Raw genomic sequence first — 26977 nt, forward strand, 5'->3', positions numbered from 1 at the left:
TCATGCCCGTTCGGAGTAGCCGGAAAACATCGAGAGCACCCGGGCGAGCTCCGGTCCGATGACCGCCATGGCCGGAGGTTCGATCATCTCGTTGTGTTCGCAGCGCACGGGCACCTCCACGATCCGGCCCGTCACGAGTGGGCTCCATTCCTGCGGCGACCTGTCGCGCGGAATCGTGTCGTCTTCTCCGGATGCCAGGAAGATCAGCAGATCTCCTTCGTAGACCTGGGGAACGAACTGGTGCGTGATTCTCTGTGAAGTCTCGTACCCTCGGGCAATCCGTTCGAGGTCCCGACCGTCGACTCCCGTATCGGGCCCGAGCCTCCGGGCCAACACGGCCGCCGCCTCGTCGAAGGTCAGATCTCGGTCGGTCTGGGGTTCGAGGCCGAGTCCTCGCAGTAGGTCTCGGACGTCGAGTTCGGCTGACGCAGGGGCATCGCCGTTGTCGGGGTAGCTGTCCATCATCGCCAGTGTGGCGACGTCGCGGCCGGACGATTGCAGTTCGACGGCCATGGCGTGCGCGATGACTCCGCCGAGGGACCATCCGAGTAAGTCGTACGGCCCGTCCGGCGAAACGGCCTCCACCTCTTCGACGTAGCGATGGGCTAACTGTTCGATCGACTGATAGTCACCGTCGTCGCTGAGAGCGGGGAGCTGAAGTCCGTACACGGGTCTGTCCTCGGGCAGATACCGCACCAAGCCGGCATACCCCCAGGACAGGCCGATACCGGGGTGCACACAGAACAGCGGTCGCCCAGTCCCTTCCGTCCGCAGTGGAACAACCACGGCGAGAAGCTCTTCCATACCGGCGTCGGCTGTCGGCATGTCGAGGCGTCGAGCGATTCCAGCGGGTGTCGGGTCGAGGAACATCCACTGAAGCGGGATTCTCCGTTGGAAACGAGAGTGCAGTGCGCTGACGATTCGGGTGGCCACCAGGGAGGACCCGCCCAGGTCGAAGAAGCTGTCGGTAGTGCTCACCCGGTCGACACCCAGAACCTCGACGAACGAGTCGACCACGGCACGCTCGGTGTCGGTGACCGGCTCGCGGAACTCGGCTGCAGCCGAACCGAATTCGGGTTCCGGTAAGGCCTTTCGGTCGAGCTTGCCCACCGGTGTCATCGGAATCCGCTCGAGAAGCACCACTGCCGACGGAACCATGTGCGAGGGTAGTCGGTCGGCTGCGTACGCCCGTATCTCGTCAGTGCCGGTGGCGTCGGCAGCTGACGCACGCACGTACGACACCAGGACCGTTTCACCCGACGGTCCCGTGTGGCCGACAGTCGCGGCGAAGTCCACCGACGGATGGCGTGAGAGAACTGCATCGATTTCCCCGAGTTCGATCCGAAAACCACGGACCTTGACCTGGAAGTCGCTGCGCCCGATGTATTCGAGCGTGTGATGCACCCCATCGCCGGAGCCAACGATTTTGGCACTGTCACCGCCGGATTCACGCCAACGCACGACATCTCCGGTGCGGTACATCCGGCGCCCCGGCGACCCGTACGAGCACGCGACAAATCGTTCCGACGTGAGCGACGCCCGATTATGGTACCCACGTGCCATACCTGGACCGATGATGTACAACTCCCCCGGCACGCCCACCGGGACGGGCTGCAAACGCTCGTCCAGCACCAGGAAGCCGAAGCCCACTGCCGGCGAGCCGATATTCACTCCCGCACCGGGTTTCATCGAATCGCTGACGCTCGCCTGCACGGTGGTTTCAGTCGGGCCGTAGCCGTTGTGCAGCCTCCGACCCGGCGCCCATTGCGCGACGACCTCCGGCGGGCAGGCCTCGCCCACCAGATCGAGAACACGGAGCGCCTCGAAACCGTTGTCACCCAACGCCGCCAGCGCGGTCGGTGTAATGGTGGCATGAGTGACCTGCTCGCGCCGGAAAACATCGGCCAATTCGGCGCCACCGTACACAGCAGGCGGAACGATCACGACTTGCGCCGAGGCGCTGAATGCCATCGTCAACTCGAAGATGGAAGCGTCGAAACTCGGCGATGCCAACTGAGAGACATGAGAGTCGTGAGTGACCTCGAACCTCTCACGAGTTTCGGCCGTGAAGCTCGCCAAACCTCGATGAGTAATGTTCACTCCCTTGGGTTTCCCGGTAGATCCCGAGGTGTAGATCAGGTAGGCCGGATGATCGAGGTTCAGTTCACCGGTTCGATCGTCATCGGTGATCGGTTCCGGCGACAGCGCGGCTACCCGCCGGGCGAAGTGTGGGTCGTCGAGTTCCAGCCAGGGAACAACGTCGGGTAGGTGAGTTCGGCTGGTCTGAACAGTCAAACCGAGCGAGGCTCGGCAATCGGCGAGCATGTATTCGACGCGCTCGCGCGGATAGGCCGGATCGACAGGCACAAAAGCCGCTCCGGCTTTGGTCACCGACCAGATCGCCACCACCGATTCGATCGAGCGAGGCATTCCCAGTGCCACGAAGGTCTCCGGGCCCACACCGCGACCGCACAACTCCCGGGCAACACGATTCGACCACTCGTCCAGGTCGCGATAACTGAGCTGCCGGTTCTCGAGCGACAGGGCCACCGAGTCAGGATCGATCGCCACGGCGTCCGCCAACAACTCAGGCCACAATTTCGGAGGTACTTCGGGGAGCCCATGCGCCGGCGTCAACTCGCGACGTTCGAGATCGCCGAGTAGGTCGATGTCACCGATCGGTACCTGCGGATTCCGGGTCACGGCCTCGAGCACACGAACGAACATGTCGGCAAAACCGCCGACCGTACCGGGGTCGAAGAGATCAGTGGCAAAGTCGACGGCTCCGCTCATCCCTCCCGGTTCACCGCGATCGTCGTACTCCTCGGCCAGAAGGAATTCCAGGTCTACCTTCACTACCTCGAGTTCAGGGTCGATCCCGCGGACATCCAGTCCCGGTAGCTTCAGAATCGGTCGTTTGTTGTTCTGGAATTCCAGCGACACCGAGGAAATCGGTGCATAAGCGCTCGACCGTTTCGGCCCGACCGCGTCCACTACCCGCTCGAAGGGCACGTCGGAATAAGCGAACGCGGCGAGGTCGACTTCGCGGCAATGCTCAACCAACTCGCGGAACGATCGAGCCGGATCCACCTGTGTGCGCAGTGCGAGCGTGCCGACGAACATGCCGACCAGATCATCGAGGGCACGATCTCCCCGGCCGGCGATCGGCGTGCCGATCACGATGTCGTCGGTGCTGCCCAAACGTGCCAGCAAGAGCGCGAGCGCTGCATGCACAGTCATGAATGCAGTGGACTCGTGCTGCCGCGACACGTTCAGAATACGGCGGTGAAGATCACTGCTGATCGAGAAGTGAATCCGCGAGCCGTGAAAACTCTGTTGCGTCGGCCGGTCTCGATCGAGCGGAAGTTCCAAGAGGTCGGGAGCACCTGACAATGCACGTCGCCAGTAAGCCAACTGCTCACTGATCACCGACCCGGGGTCGTCGACTGAGCCCAGAATCTCCCGTTGCCAGAGCGCAAAGTCGGCGTACTGGACTGGAAGCGGCGTCCACTGGGGATCCCCGCCGTACGCGTGGGCCTCGTATGCAATCATCACGTCTCGGGTCAACGGAGACATCGAGAAGCCGTCAGCCGAGATGTGGTGCACCACTACGGCAAGCACGTGTTCGCGCTCATCGATGGTGAACAACGCTGCCCGCAGGGGAATTCGTGCGGCGACGTCGAAACCGGCCGAGACCATCCGGGCAAGCTCGTCACGGAGATGATGTTCGTCGGTCACCGATGTCTCGGTCAGTTGCGGCAGCTCGGCGCTCTCGGTGGGCAGGATGTGCTGGACCGGTCCGTCACCGTGGACCGGGAACATCGTTCGCAGCGATTCGTGGCGGGCGATGACATCGGACATCGCCGATCTCAAGGCCGGTTTGTCGAGTTCACCGCTCAACCGCACCACGAGCGGAATGTTGTATGCAGGAGAACTGGTGTCGAGTTGATTGACGAACCACATCCGCTGCTGAGCAAACGACAAGGGGATGCTGTCGGGTCGGGGGCGCGGTCCCAGTCGCTCCGACCCTTCGGCAACCGACTGGCCGATCACCGTAGCCAACTCGGCGACCGTCGGCGTCTCGAACAGATCCCGCACGCCCACGGTAGCTCCGAGCACCGCCCGTAGCCTCGCCGCGACCGAAGTGGCGCTCAGAGAATTTCCACCGAGCTCGAAGAAACTGATGTCGGTACCGACTCGTTCGAGGCCGAGCACCTCGCCGAACACGTCCGACACTGCCTGTTCGACCGGGCCGACCGGGGGACGGAAATCCCCTGTGGTCGTCTCGATTTCGGGTTTTGGCAACGCCGAACGGTCGACTTTTCCGACAGCGGTCAACGGAATGTTCTCCAGCACCGTGAGAACGGCAGGCACCATGTGCGAAGGCAAGCGCCGGGCCACGGCGCGAATCAGAATCCTGGTGTCCAGTCGACCCGCCGTGGGCACGACGTACGACACGAGTCGGGTGTCTCCGGTGGGGCCGGAATCGGCAACCGTAACGGCAAAACCGACGTTGGGCTCCGACATGAGCACACTGTCGATCTCACCGAGTTCGACACGGAAGCCTCGAACCTTGACCTGGAAGTCGCTTCGCCCGACGTACTCGACACACATGTCCGCCGTCCATCGCACGATGTCGCCGGTGCGGTACATCCGCGTTCCTGGGTCAGCCGGGTTGGCAACAAAGCGTTCTGCCGTCAACCCCGCCCTTCGGTGATATCCCCGTGCCACGCCTGGTCCGGCCAGGTACAGCTCGCCGGGGACCCCGACGGGAACCGCTTGAAGTCGAGTGTCGAGCACCAGTTCGCTGACGCCCCTGACGGGTCCACCGATGGTGATTGGTTCTCCGGCGGTCATCGGCGGGCTGACGTTGGACATGATCGTTGCTTCGGTCGGTCCGTACGCGTTGTACAGGCGGCGGCCAGGTGCCCAGCGAGCGACGAGGTCGGGCGGGCACGCCTCGCCCCCGAATACGACTTCCGAAAGTTGTTCCAGCCCAGCCGGGTCCACCGATGCCAATGCCGCTGTGGTGACGAACGCGTGCGTGACGGCGTGCTCTGCCAGAAGTTGCGCCAGGTCCTCGCCCCCGTAGATCCCGGGTGGAGCGATAACCATCGTCGCCCCGGCTCCGAAAGCCTGCAGATATTCGAAGAGCGACCCGTCGAAACTCGGAGTGGAGAAGTGCAGCGTGCGTGATTGTGGAGTTGCGCCGTAGCGTTCGAGCTGGTCTCGGGCGAAGTTGTCGAGCCCTCGCTGCGTGACCACGACGCCCTTGGGCACGCCGGTCGACCCCGAGGTGTAGACCACGTAGGCAGCTGAATCCAACCCGATCGGACGGAGTCGGTCGTTGTCGGTCAACGGGCTCCCCGAGAATCCCTCGCACTTCTTCGTGAAATGCGGATCGTCGATAATCAGCCACTCCGCGATATCGGGCAATCGATCTCGGCCCGCGGTGGTGGTCAATCCGAAGCTGACCTTCGAATCGATCAGCATGTGATTGATCCGCTCGTCCGGATAGTCGGGATCGATCGGCACGAACGCAGCGCCTGTCTTGGCGACGGCAAGTATCGACACCACGGACGCGAGAGAACGTGGGACACCGACCGCTACATAGTCCTCGGTTCCCAGGCCGTGCGAGACGAGCATGCGAGCAATGCGATTGGAAAGGATGTCCAGCTCGCCGTAGGTCATGCTGCCGTCCGCCGATTCCACGGCCGGTGCGTTCGGATCACGCTGGGCTGCCTCGTCGAAGATCTCCGGGAAGACGCGCGACGACCCGCCGGCCGTGCCACGGACTGGCACCAATTCAGCATGTTCGGAGGCTGCGAGCACCGACACCACAGCCAAGGGACGATCCGGCTGGGTACACGCTTCGAGTACGCGCCGCAGTCGTCCGGCGATCTCTTCGATGTCGGCGGCACCGAAAACCTCGGGTATGTACTCGAATTTCAGGCGGAGCCTGGTGTCGACCGATGCTACGAGGCTGAGCGGGTAGTGGGCAGCGTCCTTGGCTTCGACATCGGTGATCCGGACCCCCGCAATATCGGTATCGGACGAAAGCCCCTGACGGTCAACGGGATACGATTCGAAGACAGTCAACGTGTCGAATCCGATCTCCGGCCCCGCGCCTACGTGGATCTCGGAAAGCCCGAGACAGTGGTGATCCGACAGCTCTGCTTGCTCGGCCTGGATCCGCGCGAGGAGTGTGCCGATACTTTCACTCGGGCGCAGCGTGATTCGGACCGGAATTGTGTTGATGAACAGCCCGACCATGGTTTCGATCCCGGTCAGCTCGGGAGGTCGACCCGACACCGTCGCTCCGAACACCACATCGTCTCTCCCGGTCAGTGCAGCAAGGACGATCCCCCACGATGCCTGAACAATCGTGTTGATCGTCAGCCCGAGTTCACGCGCCATTCCGCGAAGTGAGGTTGTGAATTCCTCGTCCAGATCGAACACCCACTCGGCCGCCATGGTGGAGAGTCGACGCGATCGAACCGCTGGAGCCAACAGCGTCGGTCCTTCGACTCCGCTCAGCGTCCTCGCCCACACAGCTCGGGAAGCTTGCTGATCGCGGCGGCTCATCCAGGTCAGATAGTCGCGATACGCGCGCGCGTGAGGCAAGGCCGCCACTTGACCGTCGGCGGCATAGAGCGTCGCCAATTCCCGGATCAGCAGGGGCATGGACCAGCCGTCCAGAAGGATGTGATGATTGGTGAGCACGAGCGTGAACTTTTCGGGGGCGAGAGCGATCAGGGTGAATCGGATCAACGGCGCCCGTGCCATGTCGAACGGGCGCGCTCGGTCCTCGGCCAGCGCTCGATCAATTTCCTGATCTGGTGCACCCGTGAGGTCGATTTCCTGCCACGGCGCTGCCACGTTGCTTCGGACCACCTGGACGGCACGGCCGTCGGCGCTGTGAAGGAAGGCGGTACGCAGGTTCTCATGCCGGCCGAGCAGCGCGTCGGCGGCGCGGCGCAGGCGCTCCGAATCGACTGCGCCGGCTAGATCGAGAGCCACTTGTACGAGGTATGCGTCGACCGATCGTTCGGCCAATTCGGCGTGGAACAACAACCCCGCTTGCAGTGGAGAGAGTGGCCAGACATCGCTCAGGTCGGGACACCGACTTTCGAGGTCGTCGATCGCCTCCTGTCGAAGATCGACCAGATCGAAGTCCGAGGGTGTGAATCCGCCGCCGCCCGCCGCGAACTCTGCGAGTCCGGCCAGTGCGTCGAGCCACCACTGCCCCAGTTGCCGAACGTCGTCCGCACCCAGAATGTCCGGTGGGAACGTCCAGCCGGCAACGAGCTGCGGACCGTCCTCGGTATCGCTGTCGACCGTCATCACGTTGACCTCGAGGACGCTGGCGAGTGGGAGATCGACGGCCGCAACCGTCCGCAGGTCCTCGTCACGGATCGGTACCCATCCCGCTGAAGCGTCGGCGTCGGATCCACCGACGCGTCCGAGGTAGTTGAAGCTGATCTGAGGCACCGGAAGTTGCGAAAGAGTGTGTGCCGTTTCGCGGTTCAGATAGCGCAGCAACCCGAAGCCGATGCCGCGGTCCGGCACCGCCCGGAGTTGTTCCTTGACAGTCTTGGCAGCGACGCCGGCAGCCGGGCCGCCGGCGAAGGCGTCACCCGGATCCACTCCGCTCAGATCGATCCGCACCGGGAAGATCGTCGTGAACCATCCCACCGTGCGAGCAAGATCTGCCCCGGGAACCACCTGTTCCTCGCGTCCGTGCCCCTCGAGACTGATCAATGTCTCCGGATTGTCGATGCCGCGGTCCATGCGCCAGCGGACCATCGCAAGTGCCAAAGCCGTCAACAATCCGTTCTCGACGCTCCCATGAATCGCCTGCGGAACTGTCGTCGACACGGCCTCGGTCAATCCCGTGGGAACTCGTACTTCGATGTCAATGGTGGCCGAGGCGGTGTCCCTCTTCGTCAGGGCGCGCACACCCAGAGTCGGATCCGGGCCCTCGAGCACCTCTCGCCAATAGTCGATTTCAGCGACCCGATCCGGCTCGCGCGCGGCGTCGACGAGGCCATGTGCCCATCGACGCATCGAGGTTCCGACCGGAGCAAGTGACGGGTCGACGCCTGACTGCACCTGCGCACAGGCAAGTGCAAGATCGGGGATCAGGATTCGCCAGGAAACGCCGTCCGTCACGAGGTGGTGCGCCACGATTAGCAACTGTTTCCGGCTCTGCCGGTCCTTTTGAATCTGTCCGTCGGTGTCGAGCAGGACTGCCTGCACCATCACACCTGCCTCCGGGTCGAGCCGCCCCAGAGCTGCGTCGAGTTCTGTCGAGACCGTCTCCGCGGCAGAACCCCCGAGGCTCCCGTGGCGTACGACGGTCTCCGCCCGCACCGTACCTACAGGCGCAACGTCCATCCGCCGAGCGGATTCAGGATGATGCGTCGCCCGGATGCCTGCGCGGAGGATGTCGTGGTGGTCCAGCACAGCCTGCATGGCCAGTGTCAGCGTGACCTCGTCGAGCGTGGCAGGAACCGAGAGCAGAACAGATTGGGAGTACCGGCGAAAATCTCCACCACGGTCAAGCATCCATTCGACGATCGGCGTCAATTCGATCTCACCGACGCCGCCGCCAGGCAATTCGTCGACGACGACACGGTTGCCAGCCGTTCCGGCCGTCTCGGACAGCGCCGCAACAGTTTTGCGTTCGAACACCTCGCGCGGTGTGATCAGAACTCCGGCAGACCTGGCGCGCGTCACCAACTGGATGGACATGATCGAGTCACCGCCTAGAGTGAAGAACGAATCGTCGACCCCCACCTCCTCGAGTCCCAGAACTTCGGCGAACAGACTCGCAAGGATGTTTTCCGTCGCGGACGCGGGGCCACGACTTACGGTTGCCTGTCGCCCGAAGTCAGGTTCAGGCAATGCATTCCGGTCGAGCTTTCCGTTCACCGTCAGCGGCAAACCCTCGAGAACCGTCACGACAGCGGGGACCATGTGGGGCGCCAACCTCTGTGAGACATACTCGAGCAACGCCGCCGGAGAGATAGTGGCACCGGACTCCGGCACCACGTAGCCCACCAACCGGTCTCTGCGGGCTACCACCGCCGACTGAGACACGCCCACTCCGGAGAGCAGTGCAGCCTCCACCTCGCCGAGTTCGATTCGGTACCCCTTCACCTGCACCTGCAGATCGTTTCGTCCGAGGTACTCCAGCTGCCCGCTGTCGTTCCAGCGCCCCAGGTCACCGGATCGATACATACGCGCACCACTGACCGCGAGGTCGGGAATGAACCGCGCGGACGTCAGACCGAACCGGCCGAGGTATCCGCGTGAAACCTGATCACCGGAGACATACAGTTCACCCACCACACCGGGCGGCACCGGGTGCAACCGCTGATCCAACACATACACACGCAATCCGGGTAACGCCCGACCAATCACCGAGGCCGATCGTTGACGCACCAGCACACGATCGAGCGGTAAATGGCTGACGTGCACAGTGGTCTCCGTGATGCCGTACATGTTGACCAGATCTGGTGACGAAGTCCCGCGGCGGGCGTACCAGCGCGTCAACTGTCCGAAGTCGAGCGCTTCTCCGCCGAAGATCACGTAGCGCAATGACAGGGCCGCACCCCCGGTAAGCCGGTCGGCTTCCGCCAATTGATAGAAGGCGGTGGGAGTTTGATTGAGCACCGTGACACGTTCGTGCCGTAGCAATTCGAGGAATGCCTCTGGTGAACGGGCCGTGAAGTAGTCGACCAGTACCAGTCGGCCACCGTGTGCGAGTGCGCCCCACATTTCCCAGACCGAGAAGTCGAATGCCTCCGAATGGAACATCGTCCACACATCGCCGCTGCCGAAGCCGAAGAGCGCTCTGGTGTTTGCCAGCAACGTCACTACGCTGCGGTGAGAAACCTGCACCCCCTTCGGGCGCCCGGTGGACCCGGAGGTGTAGATCACGTAGGCCACCGATTCGGGTCGGAGCGGTAGCAGCCGATCTCGGTCGGTCACCGCAAGCGGAGAAAACCTGTGCAGTGCATCGAGAATCACCGGGTCGTCTACCGCAATCACTGGAATCTCGCTGTCTGCGATTGCGTCACTGTCTCGTATGTAGTCGCCGTCGGCCCGGGTGGTCAACACACACTTCGGCCGGGCGTCACGCAGCACGAAGTCCACCCGGTTTACCGGAGAAGTCGAGTCCACCGGTACGTATCCGCCACCCGCCTTCACCACCGCCAGCAATGCCACCATCAGGTCGATCGAGCGGGCCATCGCGACTGCCACCAAGGTTTCCGGCCCCACCCCCTGCGCCACCAACAGTCGAGCAAGGCGGTTTGCTCGCTCGTCGAGTTCGCGGTACGTAACCGACAATCCGCCGCAGCGCACCGCCACGGCAGCACCGGACGTCCGCGCCGTGCGATCGAAGAGATCCGACAACGAATCCTCGTCTGTTCCGGCGCCAGAGGGCGTGGGCGCAACCAGCAACCCGCTGAGTTCGCCGGCCAGAATCATGTCGATATCACCGACGACCACCGACTGGTTCTCGGTCACGGCGCCGATCACTCTTTCGAAGCGCGCCGCGATGCGCGCCACCGACATTCGATCGAAAATATCTGTTGCATAACGGAAACCGGCGCTGATACCAGCGGGCTCACCGTGCTCGTCGACGTGCTCCATCACACTCAGTTGCAGATCGAATTTCGCAACCGCGAGATCGACGTCGAGCGAGCGAACCGTCAGTTCCGGCAAGTCGAAGCGCAGTCCCGTATCGGTCTGGAATTCGAGGAGTACCTGAAACAGAGGTGAATGCTCGGTGGAACGGTCGGGCGAGAGGTAATCCACCAACCTCTCGAAGGGGATGTCTGCATGGTCCAGAGCACCGAGATCCATTGACCGCACCGCGGCCAACACCTCGGCAAAGGTTGCTCCGGATGAGACAGGTGTGCGAAGGACGAGCGTGTTGACGAACATCCCGACCACATCGTCGAACACCGATGCACCGCGACCTGCGACCGGAGTCCCGATCACTACGTCGTCCGCTGTAGTGAGCCGTGCCAGCAATACCGCCAGAGCCGCATGCATCACCATGAACAGAGACGAACCGTTCTGGTGTGCGAGTTCGTTCAAAGCTCGATGGATCTCGGGCGAGAAGTCCATCGAAACCACCGCGCCCTCGGCAGACCGTTTCGAGGTTCGTGGTCTATCGAGAGGGAGCGGCAAGACGTCCGGAATACCCGACAGCTTCGCTGTCCAATAATCGAATTCGGCCGAGGGCGAAGTTTCCGGACCAACGTCTGCGTCGACGATCTCACGCTGCCAGAGGGTGTAGTCGGCGTACTGAATCGGCAGCGGCACCCAGTCCGGGCTCCGACCTTGCGTGCGCGCGGTATATGCACTCATCAGGTCGCGTGCCAGTGGTGCCATCGAGAAGCCGTCTGCGGCGATGTGGTGAACAACGATCGCGAGTACATGCTGCTCCGGTCCGGTTCGGAGTAACCTCACGTGCAGCGGGAACTCTTCGGACACATCGAATCCGATGTCGAAGAACGCGCGCAAGTCCGTGAAAAGCCCCTCGCCGGGAATCGGCACGGGGTGGATTCGAGGAGCAGCGACCGCGGGTTCGGCGATCACCTGGTAGGGCCCGTCTGCGGACGCAGGAAAGATCGTTCGAAGGGATTCGTGCCGTTCCACCACATCACCCAGCGCGGCTTGGAGCGCACCCGAATCCAGGAACCCGTCCAGTTGTAGTGCGACGGGGATGTTGTAGAGCGGAGACGACGTGTCGAACTGGTTGACGAACCACATCCGCGATTGCGCGAACGACAGCGGAATACGTTCTGGCCGTGCCCTACTCGTGAGGGGCACACGAGTAGCTTCCTCGAGTCCAGGCTCGCCCGGCGCGGAGTCGATTGGATCTATCGAGGCCGCCAGGTCCGCGACCACGGGGGCGTCGAACAGTGCATTGACCCCCATATTGGTGTGCAATGCGGCGTTGATGCGGGCGATGACTCGAGTGGCGCTGAGGGAATCCCCGCCGAGTTCGAAGAAACTGTCGTCGGCACCCACCTGGTCGAGACCGAGAACGTCGGCAACAGCACGGGCGATTCCGATTTCGGCAGGAGTGGCGGGAGTCCGAAACGCAGCGCTCGCAAAATCAGTGTCCGGGAGGGCTTTACGGTCCAACTTCCCATGCACCGTCACCGGAAACTCCCCCAACACCACCACCACCGACGGCACCATGAACCCCGGAAGAGACCTCCGCACCCCCTCCAACACCACCACCTCATCGACCACCACCCCCACCTCACCCACCACAAACCCCACCAAAAAATCCCCACCCACACCCGACCGCAACACCACCACCGCACCAGCCACCCCCACCTGAGCAGCCAACACCGCCTCCACCTCACCCAACTCCACCCGCTGCCCCCGCACCTTCACCTGAAAATCCGTGCGCCCCACAAACTCCAACACCCCACCACACCCCCACCGCACCACATCACCCGTCCGATACACCCGAGCACCCACCACCCCCGACACCGGATCCGCCACAAACCGACCCACCGTCAAATCCACACGACCCTCATACCCCCGAGCCACCTGCACCCCACCCACATACAACTCCCCCACCACACCCACCGGAACCGGCCGCAACCGCGAATCCAACACCAACACCCGCGTATTCCACACCGGCCGACCAATCGGAACACCCACCCCCACAACACCCTCCACCCGATGAAACGTCACATCCACCGACGCCTCCGTCGGCCCGTACAAATTCACCAACTCCGCACCACACACCCCCGCAAACCGCCCCGCCAACACCGACGACAACCCCTCACCCGACACAAACACCCGACGCAAACCCGAACACCCCACCCCCAACTCCCCCACGCTCAACTCCCCCACGAACACCTCCAACATCGACGGCACAAAATGCACCACCGACACCCCCCACCGCTCGATCACACCCACCAAATACACCGGATCACGATGCCCACCCGGATCCGCCACCACCAACCGCGCACCCACCATCAACGGCCAAAACAACTCCCACACCGACACATCGAACGACACCGGCGTCTTCTGCAACACCACATCCCCCACACCCAACGGAAACTCCCCCTGCATCCACAACAACCGATTCACCACCCCCGCATGCGACACCACCACCCCCTTCGGACGACCCGTCGACCCCGACGTGAACATCACATACACCGCATGCTCAGGCAACAACACCCCCAACCGATCCCCCACCCCCACCGGACCACCCGAAAAACCCGAAACATCAACACAACCCACATCAACAAACCCCACCCCCACCGGCAAACACCCACCATCACCAACCCGCGACAACACCACCACCGGATCCACCACACCCACCACAAACCCCACCCGCTCCACCGGCGCACCCACATCCACCGGAACAAACACCCCACCAGCCCGCACCACCGCAAACACCGCCACCAACAACTCCACCGACCGCGACAACGCCACACACACCCGCGACTCCGGACCCACCCCCAACGAAATCAACAACCGCGCAAAACGATTCACCCGAACATCGAACTCACCCCACGACAACACCACCCCACCACACACCAACCCCCCACCACCCACACCAGCAAACCGCCCATCCAACACATCCACCAACGTCAAACCCCCCACCACAACCCCCACACCATCCCAACCACCCACCACCAACCCACGCTCACCGGCGACAAACACGTCGACCTCACCGACCGGTGTATCCGCGTTCGCTGCGAAGGCGGCAAGAATCCGCGACATTCGCTGTGCAATGGTGTCGACCGCGGCGCGGTCGAATGCCGCCGGCTGGTACCGCAGGCTGACCTGCAGCGTCGGTTCCGCGACCGACAGCACGGTGAGCGGGTAATGCGTGGCGTCGCGGGCATTCACAGCGGTGACGCGCATACCGGCAATGTCGGTGTTCCCGCCCATCCCCGAGGTATCGATCGGATACGACTCGAAGACCGACAGTGTGTCGAACAAATTGCCTGTCCCTACGACAGATTGAATCGCGCCGAGTCCGACATAGTGATGATCGAGCAGAGCTGTCTGCTCGCTTTGCAGTCGAGCGAGCAGCTGCGTACACGTCTCGTCCGGATCCAGTTGCACTCGGACAGGCAACGTGTTGATCAGCAGCCCCATCATGTTTTCCACACCAGACAACTCGGGTGAGCGGCCCGAAACCGTGACGCCGAAGACTACGTCGTCACGGGAAAGCATCCGAGACAGTAGGACACCCCACGCCGCCTGGATCACCGTGTTCATCGTGATCCCGCTCCGTTGGACCAGCGCACCGAGTCCGTCGCGGACCGAATCGGGTAGATCGACGGCAACCTCTTCGGGCACCAGCTGCTCCGCGATCGGCGTCGAAGGCGCCAACAACGTCGGCTCGTCGACGCCTTCCAAGGCGTCCTCCCACGCCGCGAGCGAGGTCTCCATATCGCGGTGCATCAACCATTCCAGATAGGCGCGGTAGGAGGGAGTCTCGGGAAGATCGGCCGGGGCCCTCTCGACCGGGAGACCGTCGGCCGCGTATCGCATCAACAGTTCGCGAACCAGCAACGGTATCGACCAGCCGTCGAGAACGATGTGATGGTTCGTCACCACCAACACGCACCTCGTCGGCGAGGTTCGCAGCAGCGTCAGCCGAAGCAGTGGCGGCGATGCGAGGTCGAAGGGTGCACTGCGGTCCTCGTCGAGGCGGCGCTCCAGATCTGCGTCGGTTGCCGATCCGCGATCACTCAGGTCGACCTCGGTCCAGGGAATCACGGCATCGTCGACAATCAACTGCACCGGTAGGCCGTTCACGTCGTAGAGAAACGCTGCACACAGATTCGGGTGGTTTGCGAGTAGTCCGGCAGCAGCGCCGCGCAAACGCTCGGAATCAACCGCTCCTTCGAGCTCGACGCACAACTGCGCTGTGTAGACGTCCGTCGACGTGGCCGCCAGTGAGGCATGGAACATCAGCCCGGCCTGAAGGGGCGACACCGACCAGACATCTTGCAATCCGGGGAAGTCGTTCTCCCAGCGTTCGATCTGTTGTTGGTCGACCGAGACGAGGGGAATGTCCGACGGCGTCAGACCGCCCGCATCAGGTCGCGACGCGTGCGCGGTGAGTCCGTCGAGCGCACGACGCCACAGTTCCGCGAACTCCGCGATGTCAGACCTGTCGAGCACTCCGCGGGGAAAGGTGAAAGATGCTGTCAGGCAGGGCCCGTCGACATGGTCCTCAACCGCCGCGTTGATGTCGATCACGGACGCCACAGGCATGGACGGGTTCTGGGTTCCGCCGAGCCTTCGATTGCCCTCCACCGGCAGCCAGTCCTGTGTTCCGTCAGAGGAGCTGATCCGGCCCAGATAGTTGAAACTGATCTGAGGAAAACGGAATCGGCCGAGTGGGTCGCTCTCGCCCGACAGGTACCGCAACATCCCGAATCCGATTCCATGATCGGGGATCGCACGCACGTACTCTTTGACAGCTTTGAGAGCCCGCCCGGCGTCGGCGCCACCTGCCAGTGCGTCGTCGACGTCGATTGCGCCAAGTTCCACGCGCACCGGGTAGAGCGTGGTGAACCAACCAACGGTGCGAGCGAGGTCTGCACCAGGAACCGCTCCTTCCTCGCGCCCGTGTCCTTCGAGCGTGATCAGGGCGGCAGCGGTATCCATACCGCGGCGTCGTCGCCACTCGATCGAGGCCAACGCAACAGCGGTGACGAGTCCGTCGTTCACGCCGGCGTGGAATGCCGCAGGAACCGTGGTGAGAAGGTTCCTGGTCGCCGAAGGCGAGATGTCCACTGTAACGGTGTCGACCGTGTCGTCGACGTCGATCGTGGGATCGAGTGGGCGCGAACCGATCAACGGGTCATCGCCGTCCAGGATCGTTTTCCATATGTCCAGTTCGACGCTCCGGTCGCCCACGTGCTCGACAAGCCCATGCGCCCATCGCCGGAACGACGTTCCGATCTGTGGCAGTTCGGGCGTGACACCGGCCTGGAGTTGTGCTGTCACCGACGCCAGGTCGGTGACCAGAATGCGCCACGAGACGCCGTCGACAACCAGGTGATGAATCACCACAAGTAGTCGGCCCCGCCCGGTCGACACGTCAGGTTTGTCGGCCAGGTCGAACCAGATCACGCGCACCATGTCAGCCGTGGCGGGATCCAAGCTGTCGGCCACGGCCTCGAGTTCTCCCGACGCCAAGGCCCTGAATCCTTCGTCGTCCACCGAATCGACAGCTACGCGGTGGATCAGTCCTTCGGCCGAGATCGAGCCGGGTGGTAAGACTTCCATGACCCGGTCACTCTCAACCAAGCGAGCTCGAAGCATTCCGTGGCGGTCCAGCAACACCTGGAGACCACGGACAAGGAGGTCCTGGGTGAGATCAGCGGGAGCTGTCAGCAAGAGCGCCTGGGAGAACCGTTTCACTCCGCCGCCACGCAGCCCGCCACTGCTGCGGTCGAGCATCCACTGCGCCACCGGGCTCAGTGGAACAGTTCCGACAGCGGATCCCGGTAGCTCCGCGAGTACATCAGGCCTGTCCTGCTCAAGGTGCGCCGACTCGGCAAGCGCGGCGACGGATTTGTGGTCGAAAACATCTCGGGGTGAGATAATCACACCCGCATCGCGAGCGCGGGCCACCAATTGGATGGACATGATGCTGTCGCCACCGAGCTCGAAGAACGAATCATGCACTCCTACCGCGTCGAGACCGAGAACCTGCGCGAACAGAGCGGCAAGAAGATTCTCGGTTTCCGTTCGCGGTGGCCGGTCGGGTGTGGCGGCGGACGAGAAATCGGGTGTGGGAAGCGCTGCGCGGTCGAGTTTTCCGTGAACCGTCAGCGGAACGGCGTCGAGCACCACCACCGCCGCCGGCACCATGTACGACGGCAGGCGCTTGCCTGCATGGGCGAGGACGTCTCGCGGATCGACACTCGCTCCGCGATCGGGAACCACGTAGCCGATCAACCGATCCCTGCCGTCGCCGTTCCAGACGGCCGTCACCGCCTGGGCCACGCGCGGGTGCGTCTGCAGTGCCACCTCGACTTCCCCGAGTTCGATGCGGAACCCACGGACTTTGACTTGGGCATCGGTGCGCCCGAGATACTCCAGCCGTCGGTCGGGCGTCCACCGCACGCGATCGCCCGTGCGATAGATCCGCGTTCCCGGCGCACCGAAGGGATCTGCGACAAACTGCGTGGCGGTCAACGGGTATCGCCGGTGATAGCCGCGAGCGAGAGCCGGCCCGGCAAGATACAACTCCCCCGCGACACCTACCGGTACCGCTCGCAGACGCGAGTCCAGCACTACCTCGCTGAATCCGCGAGTAGGTGTGCCGATAGTGACCGGGTCGTTCGGAGCCAGTGCCGCACTGATGCTCGACACGACAGTTGCCTCGGTAGGACCGTAGGCGTTGAACATCTTTCTGCCCGGAGCCCAGCGGGCCACCAATTCCGGCGGACACGCTTCCCCACCTGTCACGACACAACCGACAGTGGTGAGACCGTCTGGGTCGACGGACGTTAAGGCCGCCGGAGTCACAAAACAATGGGTGACGCGCTCGCGCTCCAGTAACGCCGCCAGTTCCGACCCGCCGTAGACGGTCGGTGGCACGATCACCATCGTGGCTCCAGCACCAACGGCCATCACGAGCTCGAGAACCGACGCGTCGAAACTCGGCGAAGCGAAGTGCAGAGTTCTGGATCGGGTCGTGGCGGCGAAGGTCTCACGCTCCTGGAGCGCGAAGTCGCTCAACCCGCGATGTGTGACCGTCACGCCCTTGGGTGTTCCTGTCGACCCCGACGTGTAGATCAGATAGACCGGATTGTCGATGCGAATCGGTGCCTTCCGATCCGCGTCGGTGACTTTCGATGGCGAGTACGCCCGCAGCCGTTCCTCGAAACCGGCATCGTCGAGGACCAGCCACGGCACGAGGCCGGACAATGCCGCGTTGTGAGCTCGAGACGTTATCCCCCACCCTGCACCGGAGTCGCCCAGCATGTGCTCGATACGAGCAGCAGGATGTCCCGGGTCCACGGGAAGGAATGCCGCACCTGTCTTGGCAATGGACCACACCGCCAGAACGGACTCGATGGAGCGTGGGAGACACAACGCCACCACCGATTCGGGACCCACTCCGGATTCGATCAGCATGCGGGCCAATCGGTTCGACTGCGCGTCGAGTTCGAGATAGGTCACTTCACGTTCCTCGAACACCAGCGCAACGGCGCCGGGATCCTGGGCAGTCGCCATATCTGTTGCTGCAGTCAGCAAATCCGGAAGGGTCTGAACAGCGGCGGAAATCTCACCTCGCACGGGTACCAGTTCGGCTGACTCATAGGCGTCGAGGATCTCGATATCTCCGATCCGTGATTGCGGATCCGTGATAACGCGCTCGAGAATCCGTTGCAGGCGGTCGGCGAAGCCCGCTACCGTTTCCTCGTCGAAAATATCTGTGGCATATCCGAATTCGGCGCGAAGACCGTCCGATTCGCCGGCTGCGCCGGCGTTCTGCGTCACCGTCAACTGAAGATCGAAGTTGATGGTGTCGATCTCGACGCCCACGTCGGTCACCTGCAGGTCGGGGAGTTCGAGTGCAGGCCGTTCGATGTCTTGGAACTCCAACATGACTTGAAACAGGGGCGAGTACGCCGTCGAACGTGAAGGATTCACGATCTCGACGACTCTTTCGAACGGCACGTCCGCGTGAATGAAGGCGCTCAGATCTACGTTTCGGACCTGGTCGAGGAAGTCTCCGAAAGTTGCGCCGCGGTCCACTGCAGTGCGCAACACCAACGTGTTGACGAACATGCCCACCAGGTCGTCGAGTTCGCGCTCCCCACGCCCGGCGATGGGAGTTCCGACGGCTACGTCGTCCTCATCACTGAGCCTCGCCAGCAGCACTGCCAAGGCTGCGTGCACAACCATGAAGACCGTGGCGTTGTGTTTGCGCGACAGGGCAACCACACCGGCATGCACCTTCGGACCGAACACGAACCTGATCCGTCCGCGTCGAAGCGAACGCACATCAACACGCGGTCGATCGGTCGGAATGTCGAGAACCTCCGGTGCGCCCGCAAGATTCTCGGCCCAATAGCCGAGCTGTTTCGAGATCAGAGACCGAGAGTCCGATTCCGAGCCCAACCAACCACGTTGCCACAACGCGTAGTCGGCATACTGGATCCCGAGCGGCGCCCACTGCGGTGCCTCACCGTTCACACGGGAGGTGTATGCGCTCATGAGATCTCGGGCCAGCGGTACCGTGGAGAATCCGTCGGCGGCGATGTGGTGAATCACGATCACCAGGACATGCGAGTGGACCTGGTCGTCTCGCCGCAACAAGGTGGCGCGCATCGCGACCTGCTGCATGACGTCGAAACCATCCGAAACGATCTGCCGGCAACGCTCGCGCAGCTCTTCCTCTCCCTGCACAAGTATCGGTGCAAGATCCGATACCACCTGTGAGGTAGACATGATCACTTGACGCGGGCCGTCGTCAGTGAGAGGAAAAACAGTGCGCAAGGACTCGTGCCGCTCGACGACGTCGACAAATGCCGCGTGAAGTGCACTCAGATTCACTGTGCCGTCGAGCCTCAACGCGCACGCGACGTTGTAGGCGGCGGACTCGGGGTCGAACTGATTCGCAAACCACATTCGCTCCTGCGCCGGCGAAAGTGGGATATCCGTCGTCGTACCCCGCGGCCTCAACGCCGGCTTGGCCCCCTCTCCTCCGCGACACTGCGCCAACTCGGCCAGCGCTGCAACGGTAGAAGCATCGAAGACGTCACGAATGTTGATCCGTTCGCCGAGAACAGAATTCACTCGCGCAACCAGCCTGGCCGCACTGAGAGAGTTCCCACCCAGGGCAAAAAAGTCGTCGTTCACGCCCACCGTCGACGTTCCCAGCAGATCATCGAAGATTGCGGCAACCGTCTCCTCGACCGGCGTTCGTGGCGCAACATACTGCAGCGGTTGAGGTTCGAAGTTGACGTCCGGGAGGGCTTTACGGTCCAACTTCCCATGCACCGTCACCGGAAACTCCCCCAACACCACCACCACCGACGGCACCATGAACCCCGGAAGAGACCTCCGCACCCCCTCCAACACCACCACCTCATCGACCACCACCCCCACCTCACCCACCACAAACCCCACCAAAAAATCCCCACCCACACCCGACCGCAACACCACCACCGCACCAGCCACCCCCACCTGAGCAGCCAACACCGCCTCCACCTCACCCAACTCCACCCGCTGCCCCCGCACCTTCACCTGAAAATCCGTGCGCCCCACAAACTCCAACACCCCACCACACCCCCACCGCACCACATCACCCGTCCGATACACCCGAGCACCCACCACCCCCGACACCGGATCCGCCACAAACCGACCCACCGTCAAATCCACACGACCCTCATACCCCCGAGCCACCTGCACCCCACCCACATACAACTCCCCCACCACACCCACCGGAACCGGCCGCAACCGCGAATCCAACACCAACACCCGCGTATTCCACACCGGCCGACCAATCGGAACACCCACCCCCACAACACCCTCCACCCGATGAAACGTCACATCCACCGACGCCTCCGTCGGCCCGTACAAATTCACCAACTCCGCACCACACACCCCCGCAAACCGCCCCGCCAACACCGACGACAACCCCTCACCCGACACAAACACCCGACGCAAACCCGAACACCCCACCCCCAACTCCCCCACGCTCAACTCCCCCACGAACACCTCCAACATCGACGGCACAAAATGCACCACCGACACCCCCCACCGCTCGATCACACCCACCAAATACACCGGATCACGATGCCCACCCGGATCCGCCACCACCAACCGCGCACCCACCATCAACGGCCAAAACAACTCCCACACCGACACATCGAACGACACCGGCGTCTTCTGCAACACCACATCCCCCACACCCAACGGAAACTCCCCCTGCATCCACAACAACCGATTCACCACCCCCGCATGCGACACCACCACCCCCTTCGGACGACCCGTCGACCCCGACGTGAACATCACATACACCGCATGCTCAGGCAACAACACCCCCAACCGATCCCCCACCCCCACCGGACCACCCGAAAAACCCGAAACATCAACACAACCCACATCAACAAACCCCACCCCCACCGGCAAACACCCACCATCACCAACCCGCGACAACACCACCACCGGATCCACCACACCCACCACAAACCCCACCCGCTCCACCGGCGCACCCACATCCACCGGAACAAACACCCCACCAGCCCGCACCACCGCAAACACCGCCACCAACAACTCCACCGACCGCGACAACGCCACACACACCCGCGACTCCGGACCCACCCCCAACGAAATCAACAACCGCGCAAAACGATTCACCCGAACATCGAACTCACCCCACGACAACACCACCCCACCACACACCAACCCCCCACCACCCACACCAGCAAACCGCCCATCCAACACATCCACCAACGTCAAACCCCCCACCACAACCCCCACACCATCCCAACCACCCACCACCAACCCACGCTCGGGCACGCCCGAAATTTCCGTATCCCCTACTGGCACTGTTGGATCCGACACGACCGACCGGAGGAGGCGGACGAAACGCTCGCCGAACTCGGCGACTGTGGTGCGCTCGAAGATATCGGAGGCATAGGTGAAGGCGGCATCGAAACCCATGGGGAGGCCGTCTTTGCCACGCTGCTCGGAGAGCGACAGTTGCAAGTCGAATTTGGCGACACCGACGTCGACTGGAACAACATCGACACCCAGTCCGGGTAGTTCGAGGTGGGGATCTGCGGTGTTCTGGAATTCCAACAGAACCTGGAAGAGCGGTGAGCGAGATGACGAACGCTCCGGCGCAACTGCATCGACGACTCGCTCGAACGGCACCTCGGCTTGTCCGAACGCTGCCAGATCGACTTCGCGAGTTCGTGAAAGGATCTCCTCGAAAGTCGCGGCGGTGTCAACGGTGATTCGCAGGACGACCGTGTTGACGAACATCCCGACCAGATCGTCGAGGACTTGCTCGGCGCGCCCTCCTACCGGAGTCCCGATCGCTATGTCCGGCGAGGCGCTCAGCCGTGCCAACAGAACCGCCAGCACTGCGTGCATCACCATGAACGGTGTCGTGTTGTGATTCCGAGCGAGTTCGAGGAGTTCACTGTGCACGTCTGCGGGCACCGAGAATCGGACCGATTCACCGCGCATGGATCGTTCCGCCGGTCTCGGTCGATCCAGCGGAAGGTCGATCACGTCAGGTAGACCGGCCAGGGTGGACGTCCAGTAGTCCAACTGCTTCGCCTCGAGCGTGTCCGGATCGTCGTCACTGCCGAGCAGTTCGATCTGCCATTGGCTGTAGTCGGCGTACTGCACAGGCAAAGGCGACCAGTCCGGTGCCCGTTTCGCAGCCCGCGCCGCGTAGGCGCGGGTCAGGTCGCGGGCCAGCGGCTCGAGGGATGCTCCGTCCGCCGAAATATGGTGAACCACCAGCGCAAGGACATGATCGTCCGGCGTGACCCGAAAAAGGGAGCCGCGCAGGGGCACGTTCGCGCTCACGTCGAACCCCTCGCGAGCGAGATCGGCGATGCGCCTGTCCAAGGCTTCCTCGTCCACGGATACTTCCCACGCGATCTTCGACGTCACGCGTTCCGAAGGCACTACTACCTGATGGGGGCCGTCGACCGACGCCGGGTAGACGGTACGGAGCGATTCATGCCGATCGACAACATCTCCCACCGCGCGCTGCATCGCAGCGACATCCAAGGCACCTGACAGTCGGACCACCATCGGAATGTTGTAGGCCGGGGACGACGTGTCGAACTGATTGACGAACCACAGGCGTCGTTGTGCCACAGACACCGGAATCTTGTCCCTGTACGAATGTGCCTGCAGGATTGGACGCTTCGAACGCGTGCGATCAACGCGGGATGACTTCGCATCCCGCACGTGACGGGCCAATGATTCGATAGTCGGTGCTTCGAACAAAGTCCGCACCCCGAAATCGATTTCTTCAGCGGCATTTACGCGAGCGATCAGCTTCGTGGCAATCAGTGAGTTCCCGCCCAGATCGAAGAAGTCGTCACCCGCACCCACCGTCTCGACGCCTAGAACATCGGCAAAAATCTCGGCGAGCACTAGTTCCTCAGCGCCCTCGGGCGGTCGAAAGTCGTCCGACCGAGCATCGAGCCGAGGTGCAGGTAAGGCAGCGCGATCGACCTTTCCCGCCGGAGTTACCGGCAACTCGTCGAGTAGAACAAATGCCGCAGGAACCATGTACGACGGAACACGGCTCGCGACGTACCGCGTCAGCTCGGCCGTCGAGAGCGCACTTCCGCCGGCAGGCACGACGTACGTGGTGATCGTCGCTGTCCCGGAGGGAGCCGCACGCGCCACGGTGACTGCATTCTCGACCTGCGGACACGACCGCACGACGCTGTCGATTTCCCCGAGTTCGATACGAAATCCGCGAACTTTCACCTGGAAGTCACTACGACCGACGTACTCGAGTCCACGGCCACGGCGCCACCGCACCAAATCCCCCGTTCGATACATCCGCTGCCCGGGGAGGCCGAAGGGGTCTGCCACGAATCGTTCTGCGGTCAACGCATACTTCCGGTGATATCCACGTGCGAGCGCGTCTCCCGAGATGTACAGCTCGCCCACAACACCGTCGGGGACGGGGTGCAATCGCTGATCGAGCACGATCTCCTCGAAGCCGCGGAGCGGACCGCCCACTGTGATGTCCTCCGACGACACCATCGGCTCGCCGATGTTCGACATGACGGTGGTCTCGGTCGGCCCGTACGCATTGCACAGCCGTCGGCCGGGAGCCCACCGCTGCACGAGATCCGGCGGACAGGCCTCACCACCGACCACCACTTCGCCGAAGTCCGAAAGGCCCTCGGGCGAAACTGTTCCGAGCGCCGCAGTAGTGACAAAACCATGCGTGACACGCTGGGATTCGAGGAAGTGAGACAACTCGTCACCGCCGTAGATCGTGCTCGGCGCAATCACCATGGTCGCTCCGGCACCGAAAGCCAGCAGGTACTCGAAAATCGAGGCGTCGAAACTCGGGGTCGAGAAGTGCAACGTTCGCGCATCCTGGGTCGCACCGAACCGCGAACGCTGTTCGGCAGCAAGCGCTTCCAGTCCACGATGCGAGACCGTCACCCCCTTGGGGAGTCCGGTGGACCCGGACGTGTAGATCACGTATGCGGGATTGTCGGGCCGGATCGGGCGCACCCGATCGACATCGGAGATGGAACGCACGGACAACCGTGCAAGTCGGCCACGGAACTCAGCGTCGTCGATCGCTGACCAGGGAACCGAATCCGGCAAGCGATGAAGTTCCGCGACGACCGTGAGTCCCAGTACGGCGCCGGAATCGGTCAGCATGAAGCGAACACGTTCATTCGGATAGGTCGGATCCACCGGCACGAATGCCGCGCCGGCTTTGCTCACGGCCAACATCGCGACAACCGATTCGATCGAACGCGTCATACCCAGCGCCACAATGTTTTCCGGACCGATGCCGCGGTCGATCAATTCTCGGGCCAACTTCGACGAACGCTCGTCGAGTTCTCGATACGTCAACTCGTCATCGAGATACGACAGGGCCACGCCGTCGGGGTGTGTGCGCGCCGCACCGTCGAACAAATCGGCCAGGGTGCGATGCGAAGCGCGCGGGTCACCGCGGACAGGCCGTATCGCGGATCGCTCGTCGTCGGACAAGATATCGATGTCGCCGACCATGATTGCCGGATCCGCTGTGACGGATTCCAGGACGCAGGCGAACCGCAAACCGAGGCCGCGTACCGTCTCGGCGTCGAATAGATCGGTGGCAAACGCGAGCCTCACCGAGATTCCGGACGGCGTACCCACCTCGTCGAACAGTTCGACTGCAGACACTCCGAGATCGAAGCGGCCGATGTCGCGAGGGCGCTCGTCAGCGCCGGCGACGGACTCGAACATCACCTGTACAACCGGCGCATAGGCGGGTACATCCTCCACGTGCAATGGCTGAACCAACTGCTCGAGCCGTATCCCACTGTGCGGCAGCGCATTACTTCGGACCTCGACGACACTGCCCAAGAGTGCCGTGAACGGCGTCTCCAGATCGATGCGACTCCGGATGGCAACGATGTTCGCGTCGGATCCCGTCGGCGTACCGATCACAACATCCGAAGCACCGGACAACCGGCTCACCAGGAGAGCAAAGCTTGCATGTAAGACCGCACGAGTGTCCGTCCCGAGATCACTCGCCATCGCCGTGATCCGCGCGTGGGTGTCGGTGGCGATCAGGACCTCAACCCGTCCGTTCTCCAGCGATTGCGTTGCAGGCCTGGGCCGATCGAACGGAAGTTGCAATAGTTCGGGCGCCCCGGTGAGCTCATGTCTCCAATACTCGAGGTGCCGGACTTCGCGTCGTCGTCGCTCGCCCTCCCGGGCCGTCGGGCTGTGAATGTCTGCGAGTTCGGCACCGGAATCAGACGCGATCAACTCTTCCAGCAAGCCGACAAAATTCCGGTGGTGCTCGCGTAAACCCGCCTCCTCGTATCGGATCGGGTTTGCCCGGAAGTCGACACGCAGCCTGTCGCCGCTCGGATACACGTTGACCAGAAGGTCGTCCACCGGCCCGGAGGTGACGATGTGATACTCCCCAACCACCTCGCCCAACTGCACCTCCTGGCGAAACAGCATGACGTTGACCATGGGCCCGGCATATGAGTCTTCGCCTTCCAGACCGCTCGTCACGCCTGCGTCCCGACGGATGTCGTCGAGGCTGCAGCGCTGGTGCCGCAATGCACCCATGAGCTCATGTTGGACCTGGGCGAAGAGTTCACCGACGGTGTCGACCGCTGCGACACGGATGAGCAGTGGCGTGACGTTCACCATCATGCCGCCCGAATCCCGCAGCACCGCCGTAGTCCGTCCGGACATCGGAACATGAATCTGGACAGTCTCTTTCGCCGTCATCCGCGCGAGGTACAACGCGAGCGCAGCGATGACCGGTGCAGCGTGGTTCTCGGATTCGTAGAGAAGGGCACAACTTCGGTCCGACATCAGTGTGCTTTCGAGTCGGCTCTCGGTTTGCGCGGGCCCAGAAGCCTCCGCCAGGCTGGATCCGGCGAGGGTGGTATTGCGCTCAGCCCAGTACTCCCGGTCGGCGGCGAATCGATCCGACATTCTGTACCGCTCGTCGATGTCGTACAGCGTGCGCAGCGTCGCGGCACGACTCGGCTGCGAGTCCTTTCTCGCCGCCGAGGCCGAGTACCGATGCGCAATGCGGTTCATCATGGTCATGGCACCGAAACCGTCGAGCGCAACATGATGGATGCGGCTGTACCACAGATAGTGCGCGTCACCCACGCGCAGCACAGCGGTCGCGACGATTCCGTCGACTGCCAGGTCGAGCTGTGTCCGGCAATCTCGGCGCATCCACCCGAGGGCATCCTCGATCGGATCGGGGGACCCACGGAGGTCGACCAAACCGACCGAGATTTCGGCCTTCTCATCCACGTACTGCATCGGTTGACCGTCGATCTCGATCACTTTGAGCAAAGGAGATTGAAACTCGTATGCCACCGCTCGCGTTTCGCGATCCAGCAGTTCGACGTCGAGTTCGCCGCGCAGCTCCACGTAGTGCGCTATCAGAATCGGGACTTCGGGATCGAATTGCTGAGCGAACCAGGTTGCCCGTTGGGCGGCCGAGAGCGGAAAGAGCGTCTCATCAGAAGGGTCGGTCCGACTTACCTCGAAGGGTTTCACAGCGCCCCGCCCCGCATGATCTCCGCGGCCGCCGAGTGCGTAGCCGCGTCCGAATCAACAGCGCGAAAGCAAGAGGCTGATCGCGCCTCTCAAGCAGTCGTACCCAGAATCGGCAAGCGCATGCACCGCCCCACCAGTCGATGTCACGTACGTATCGCTCATGTTTCGCGTGCCCGATATGTAC

1 protein-coding gene is annotated in these 26977 nt (G+C 62.8%); it reads right to left on the minus strand.

The features are described from left to right. Positions 1-26793: a non-ribosomal peptide synthase/polyketide synthase gene (locus ACBG85_RS15945; RefSeq protein WP_372023982.1), complete on the minus strand. Its 26793-nt coding sequence runs from the start codon at positions 26791-26793 to the stop codon at positions 1-3. Positions 26794-26977 lie beyond the last annotated feature (184 nt).

Origin of the sequence: Rhodococcus sp. NyZ502 (genome assembly GCF_041464245.1) — a bacterium.
Lineage (GTDB): Bacteria > Actinomycetota > Actinomycetes > Mycobacteriales > Mycobacteriaceae > Rhodococcus_F > Rhodococcus_F qingshengii.